Below are 6,705 nucleotides of genomic sequence, written 5' to 3'. Positions count from 1 at the left end.
ACCTCGGGGTCCAGCCAGGCGGCCACGAGGTCGGCGCGGCGCAGGTCGTCGGGGCCGGCGAGGTAGGAGGCGCGCGGGTGCGGCGTGAGCACGTGCTCTCCCACCCTCACGTTCAGGCCCCACGACTCGTAGTAGTCGACGGCGCGCTGCGTGTTCTCCTCGTTGCCGGGGCCCGAGGGCGACACGATCGCCACGGTGTCGCCCGGTCGCAGCGGCGCGGAGTCCAGGTAGGGCGAGTCCGTGCCGATCGCGGTGCCCTCCATCGTGTCGGTCATGCGGTCCTCTCCTCGATGCGCGGTGCCGCGGAGAGCAGGTGCCGCGTGTACTCGTGCTGAGGGTTCAGCAGCACCTCCTCCGTGGGGCCGTGCTCCACGATCTGCCCGTGGTACATGACGGCGACCGTGTGGGCGATGTTCCACGCGAGCCCGAGGTCGTGCGTGATGACGAGCGCCGAGAGCCCGAGGCGGCGGCGCAGGTCGAGCAGCAGTCCCAGGATCTCGCCGCGCACCGAGGCGTCGAGCGAGGCGACGGGTTCGTCGGCGATCAGCATCTGCGGCTGCACGGCCAGGGCCCCGGCGATCACGACGCGCTGCCGCTGACCGCCGCTGAGCTCCTGCGGGATCGCGCCGAAGTACTGCTCGGGCGGCGTCAGCTCGGCGTCGGCGAGGCTCTGCGCCACGCGCTCGCGCTCGTCTCCGGGGTAGCGCTGCACGCGCAGGCCCTCGGCGACCGACTCGTACACGCTGTGCTTGGGGTTGAGCGCCGCCCACGGGTCCTGCAGCACCAGCTGCACCTGCGAGCGGAACTGCGCGAGCGCCCGGCCCTTCGCCGCGATCGGAGAGCCCTCGAACAGGATCTGCGACCCCGGGTCGGCGGGCTGCAGTCCCATGAGGGCGCGGGCGAGGGTCGACTTGCCCGAGCCGGACTGGCCGACCAGCGCCACGATCTCGCCGCGCCGCACCGCGAGGTCGACGTCGCGCACCGCGTGCACGGGGCGGCCGCCCGAGCGGTAGGTGACGTTGAGGCCCTTCGCCTCCAGCAGCACCTCGTCGCCGTGGACGATCTCCGGCACGTCGTCGGCGTCGCGTCCGTGCCGGGTCACCGGCGCCATGCGGGAGGCGGGGTCGCCGATGGTGGGGAACGCGTCGGCGAGCTGGCGCGTGTACGCCTGCTCGGGCGTCGTGCACACCGCGTAGCTCTCGCCGACCTCGACCAGCTCGCCGTTGCGCATGATCGCGATGCGGTCGCACGCGGTCGCGAGCACCGACAGGTCGTGGCTGATCATCAGCATCGAGATGCCGCGCTCGGCGACCAGCCGGGAGATCATGTCGAGGATCTGCTTCTGCACGATCACGTCGAGCGCGGTGGTGGGCTCGTCCGCGATGATCACCTCGGGGTCGCACGCGAGAGCCATCGCGATCATGACGCGCTGCCGCTGCCCGCCGGAGAGCTCGTGCGGATACGCCTCGCCCTTCTGCGGCGGAAGGTCGACGACGTCGAGCAGCTCGCGCACCCGTTCCTTCCGCGCCTTCTCGGTCTTCCAGCGATCGGAGGCGTGCAGCTCCAGCGCCTCGTTCAGCTGCCATGCGACCGTGCGCACCGGGTTCAGCGAGTGCATCGCGCCCTGGAACACGATGGAGGTCTGCGCCCACCGCACGGCGCGCAGCTGTCCGAACGACAGCGTCGCCACGTCCTGGTCGCCCAGCAGCACGCGTCCGCTGAGTCGGGCGTTGCGGGGGAGCAGGCGCAGCACGCTCATCGCGAGGGTGCTCTTGCCCGACCCCGACTCGCCGGCGATGCCGAGGGTCTGCCCGGCGGGGAGGGTGAGGGAGACGCTGCGCACCGCGGCGACCTCGTCGCGGCCGGAGCGGCCGGAGGTGCGGTAGGTGATGGAGACCTCGTCGAAGATCAGGTCGGGCATCTCAGCGGCTCCTCAGCGTCGGGTTTGTGATGTTCTCGACCGCGCGGCCCATCACGGTGAAGGCCAGCACCACGAGCACGATCGCGATACCGGGCACGAGCACGTACCACCAGTAGCCGCTGGTCGCGGCGGAGACGTCCATCGCGTTCTTCAGGATCGAGCCCCAGGACTGCAGGGTCGTGTCGCCGAGGCCGAGGAACGCCAGCGTCGACTCGGAGATGATCGCGGAGCCGACCGTGAGGGTCGTGTTCGCGAGCACGAGCGGCAGCACCCCGGGCAGCAGGTGCTTGAGGATGATGTGCCAGTGGCCGGCGCCGAGCGCCCGCGAGCGCTCGATGTAGTCGCGCGACTCGACCGACAGCGTCTGCGCGCGCACCACGCGGGCCGTGCCCGCCCAGGAGGTGAGGCCGATGGCGATGATGATCGTCCACACTCCGCGGCTCAGCACCGACGACAGCACGATCGCGAGGATCAGCGACGGCAGCACCAGGAAGAAGTCGATGATGCGCATCATGAGGCCGCCGAAGAAGCCGGTGAAGTGTCCGGCGGCGATGCCGACGAGCGTGCCGATGATCATCGACATCGCGGTGGCGGCGAGCCCGACGAGCAGCGACACCCTGGCGCCCCACACCATGCGCACCCAGATCTCGCGACCCTGGTGGTCGGTGCCCAGCGGGTGCTCCCACGAGGGCGGGGCGAACCGCTGCACGTCGACGAGCTTCGTCACGTCGAGCATGCTCGCGGGGGCGATGACGGGCGCGAAGATCGCGACGAGCGCCACGATGATGAGGAAGACGAGCCCCACCATGCCGGCGCGGTGGTGCGCGAACTCCCGGCAGAAGCCGGTGAAGGCGACGCCGCGGCGGTGCCATGCCAGGGCGCGGGGCGAACGGATGGTCGGGGATGCCGTGGTCATGCGCGCCTCACCCTCGGGTCGAGCTGACGGTAGATGAGGTCCGCGATGAGGTTCATCACGATGATGATCGTGGAGAACACCACGAAGGTGCCCTGCAGGAGCGGGAGGTCGGGGCCGGAGATCGCCTCGAACGTGAGCTTGCCGAGGCCGGGCCAGGAGAACACCGTCTCCACGGTCACGGCTCCCGCGATCAGGCCGCCGATGTGCATGAACACGAGGGTGACGGTGGGAAGCAGCGCGTTCGGCACGGCGTGGCGGCGGCGCACGAGGTCTTCGCGGAGGCCCTTGGCGCGTGCGGTGGTGAGGTAGTCGGCGCCCATCTCCTCCAGGAGCGAGCTGCGCATCACCATGAGGTATTGCGCGTACACCACGGCGACCATCGTGATCACCGGCAGCACCATGTGCGAGATCACGTCGAGCACGATGCCCACCGGGTCGGTCGGCGGGTTGGGAGACACCATGCCGCCGGTGGGGAACCAGTGCAGCGTGCCGCCGAAGATCATCAGCAGCAGCAGGGCCAGCCAGAACGTCGGCACCGACCAGAACACGAGCGAGGTGCCGGAGACGATGCGGTCGAAGGTGGAGCCGTGCTTCCACGCCGCCTTCTGGCCGAGCCACAGGCCGAGCGCGATCGCGATCACCGCCGCGGTCCCGGTGAGCAGGATCGTGTTCCAGAAGTACTGGCCGATCAGCTCGGACACCGACGTGCGGTACACGTAGCTCGTGCCGAAGTTGAGGGTGAAGACGTTGCCGAGGTAGTCGAAGAACTGCTGCCACAGCGGCTTGTTCAGGCCGAGCTGCTCACGCAGCTGGTCGGCCTGCTCGGCGCTCATGCCGCGTTCGCGGGCGATCGAGGCGACCGGGTCGCCGGGCAGGATCTTGAAGGCGAAGAATCCGAGGAGGATCACCATCGCGAGGCTGATGGCCGCGCCGCCGAGCTTGCCGAGGATGTACCGGAGGGCGCCGACGCCGGTCGGCTGCTCTTCGGCGGCCGCGCTCGTGGCGATGGCCGAGGTGGAGGGGGGTACCGCGTTGGACATGGGGGTCTCCTTGCTGCGGAGCCGGAGACGTCGCGGGGGGCGGGCTACCGCCGCCCGCGACGTCTCGCGGGGCTCATTCGACGTCGGCGATGTTGCGGCGTCGGATCAGGAAGAAGACCAGGGCGCCCACGACGATCACTCCCACGACGACTCCGCCGATGATGAGGCCCGTGTTGGTGCCCGTGCCGCCGGCCGTCGCGCCCTCGACCGGCTCCACGGTCAGGTAGCCCCAGTAGCCGGCCTGGTTGGCGATGATGCCGCCGTCCTTGGGCTGCAGGGTGAACCCGGTGAAGCGGTCGGAGCGGTACGCCTCGAGCGAGTTGGCGTACCAGGTGGCCACCTGTGCGGTGTCGGTGTAGTTCAGCGCGAGCATGTCGTGCACGATCTCCTGCCGCTTCTCCTCGTCGATCTCGGAGCGCTGCTGGGCGTACATCTCGTCGAACTCGGGGTTGCAGTAGCCGTCCTGCGTGGTGCCGCCGGTGCCGTCGGTCGCGGTCGGCAGGTTCATGCAGGTGTTGATGCCGAGCTGGTAGTCGGGGTCGGGGTTGACCGACCAGCCGCTGAAGTACAGGTCGTAGTCGCCGGACGTGGCCTTCGCGCTGATGGTGTCGGAGTCGGTGGACTCGACCGTGATCTCGATGCCGATGTCCTTCATCCACGGCACGAAGAAGTCGGAGATGGACTGCTCGTTCGCGTCGTCGGCATCGATCAGCAGGCGCAGCGCGAGACGCTGCCCGTCCTTCTCGCGGATGCCGTCGGCCCCGGGCGTCCAGCCGGCCTCGTCGAGCTTCGCCTGCGCGGCCTCGGGGTCGAAGCCGACGATCACGTCGTCGTCCTCCGACAGGTGCCACTTCGGGAAGGACGCGGGGATGAAGCTCGTCGCCAGCGTGCCCTCGCCGTCGAGCACCTTGTCGAGCAGGGTCGCGGTGTCGGTGCCGAGGCGGATGGCCTGGCGCACCTCGAGCTCCTTGAGCGCGGCGTTGCCGGTGCCGTAGGGGACGTTGTCGCGGGTCTGCTGGCCCACGTTGATGCTGATCGAGTGGTAGCGGCGGCCCTCACCGGAGTGGGTGGTGACGCCGTCGACGCCGTCGAGCGCCTCGAACTGGGTGGGGGTGAGACCGGTGACGAGGTCGACGTCGCCCGCCTTGAGGGCCTGCACCTGCGCGTCGGAGTTCGTGTAGTACACGTACTGGATCGCGTCGATCTTGGGGGCGCCGCGCCAGAAGTTCTCGTTCGCCTTCAGGGTGATGGACTGGTTGGCGGAGTAGCTGTCCAGCACGAACGGGCCGGAGCCGACGACCTCGGAGTCGTTGGCGAACGTGGTCGGGTCGTCGACCTTCTCCCAGATGTGCTTCGGCACGATCGGGATCTCGGAGCCGGGGTTCGGGGCCTGCGGGGTCTTCAGGGTGATGACGACGGTCTTGTCGTCGGGCGTCTCGACCGTGTCGAAGTTCGACACCAGGTTGCCGTTTGCGGTGCCCAGCGCGGGCACCGTGAGCATCTGGTCGTACGTGTACTTCACGTCGGCGGAGGTGATCGGCTCGCCGTCGGACCACACCAGGTCGTCCTGCAGCGTGAAGGTCCAGGTCTGGCCCCCGTCGGTGGCCTCCCACGAGTCCGCCAGACCCTTGGTCGGGGAGCCGTCCTCGGCGTCGTTCTGCACGAGCGACTCGTACACGTACCGGATGATGTTGGTCGGCGTGAGGTAGATCGAGATGAACGGGTTGAACGTGTCGACGAACCCGGACGTCGCGATGCGCAGCGTGGTGTCCGATGCGGGGGATTCGGTGGCGGCGCTCGCGGTCTGCGCCTGGGCGGCACCGACCGGCGCGGCGACGAGAAGCGCGGTCGCGATCGCGGCGGCGGTCAGACTTCGCACTGATTTCGAGCGGGGGGCAAGACGCATGGAAGAAGTCCCTTCGGGCGCCGCCCGGATCCACGATGAAGCCGGGTCGGTGGAGACCATGCAAGCGGAAGTCGGGCCCGGGGTCAAGAGATTCGATGCGTATCGCGGAAGAAAAACTGCGGTCGTGGAGAAGACCCCCCGGCGCCGTTCGGGTGTAACACGGCGGAAACACGGGGCTGCCAGGATGCGCACGTGCGGGAACCGCCGAGACGGCGTCGCATCGTCACCGTGGAGATCCGGAACGTATCCTCGCCAGGGGTCCCGGGGCACGCGAACGGGAATCGTATCGTCAGTCCGCGGCGATCGTGAGCACGGCACGCAGGAGCGCGACCCGGTCGTGCAGGGAGGAGCGCAGGAAATGCTCGTCCACCGCGTGCGCGCCCCCGCCCCGTGGCCCGAAGCCGTCGACGGTCGGCAGTCCGAGCCCGCCCAGCAGGTTGGTGTCCCCGGCGCCCGCGGCCGGACGACCCTCGATGCGCTGACCGACACCGGCCGCCGCTTCGGAGATCTGCTCCAGCAGGGCGGCGTCCTGCGCGGAGGCCCGCCAGGCCGGCCGCGCGCTGAGCACCTCCGCCGTCACGGTCGCGCCCTCGCGTACCGGGTGCAGCGCGGCCAGGGCGTCGAGCACCCGGCGTTCGGTGTCGGGATCCGTGAAGCGCAGGCCGATCTCGGCCGTCGCCTCCGCCGGCACCACGTTCGTGCGGGCTCCTCCGGCGATCGTGCCGACGTTGCACAGCACCGGACCGGGCAGGGCAGGATCCGCGACGATGCGTCGCACCGCGAGCAGCTGGTCGACGAGTTCGTCCACGGCCGAGATCCCGTGCTCCGGATCGAGGGCGGCGTGGGCGGCGCGCCCGGTGACCGAGAGGCGCACCCGCGCGCTGCCGCGACGGCCGACCTTGAGGGCGCCGTCGGGGTGCGG

The 6,705-nt window shown here is 69.9% G+C and carries 6 protein-coding genes; all 6 read right to left on the bottom strand.

Annotated features, from left to right (window positions below):
- On the bottom strand, nt 1-275 hold a 275-nt coding region (locus tag DW299_RS01925), incomplete at its 3' end, for an LD-carboxypeptidase (RefSeq protein WP_240745287.1).
- Complete coding sequence (locus DW299_RS01920; protein WP_136035443.1) at nt 272-1,921, bottom strand: ATP-binding cassette domain-containing protein; 1,650 nt, start codon at nt 1,919-1,921, stop codon at nt 272-274. The genes DW299_RS01920 and DW299_RS01925, both read right to left, overlap by 4 nt.
- Nucleotide 1,922: 1 nt before the next feature.
- Nucleotides 1,923-2,837, bottom strand: a complete 915-nt coding sequence (locus DW299_RS01915; protein WP_136030919.1) for an ABC transporter permease — start codon at nt 2,835-2,837, stop codon at nt 1,923-1,925.
- A complete protein-coding gene (locus DW299_RS01910; RefSeq protein WP_136035442.1) occupies nt 2,834-3,877 on the bottom strand; it encodes an ABC transporter permease in 1,044 nt (347 codons plus the stop codon). The genes DW299_RS01915 and DW299_RS01910 overlap by 4 nt, the downstream gene beginning before the upstream one ends.
- Before the next feature lie 73 nt (nt 3,878-3,950).
- Entirely contained in the window at nt 3,951-5,756 is a 1,806-nt protein-coding gene (locus DW299_RS01905; protein WP_240745286.1) for an ABC transporter substrate-binding protein, read from the bottom strand.
- A 316-nt stretch (nt 5,757-6,072) separates the two neighbouring features.
- Nucleotides 6,073-6,705: M20/M25/M40 family metallo-hydrolase (locus tag DW299_RS01900; RefSeq protein ID WP_136035440.1), on the bottom strand; the 633-nt coding region annotated here is incomplete at its 5' end.

The organism is Microbacterium sp. K35, from assembly GCF_004794375.1.
GTDB lineage: Bacteria > Actinomycetota > Actinomycetes > Actinomycetales > Microbacteriaceae > Microbacterium > Microbacterium sufflavum.
This window is presented reverse-complemented; position numbering and strand designations above follow the sequence as displayed.

Bases quoted from the DNA above. Each gene is read 5' to 3' on its own strand.
- DW299_RS01920 (WP_136035443.1), bottom strand. From the start codon at position 1,921: ATGCCCGACCTGATCTTCGACGAGGTCTCCATCACCTACCGCACCTCC.
- DW299_RS01915 (WP_136030919.1), bottom strand. From the start codon at position 2,837: ATGACCACGGCATCCCCGACCATCCGTTCGCCCCGCGCCCTGGCATGG.
- DW299_RS01910 (WP_136035442.1), bottom strand. From the start codon at position 3,877: ATGTCCAACGCGGTACCCCCCTCCACCTCGGCCATCGCCACGAGCGCG.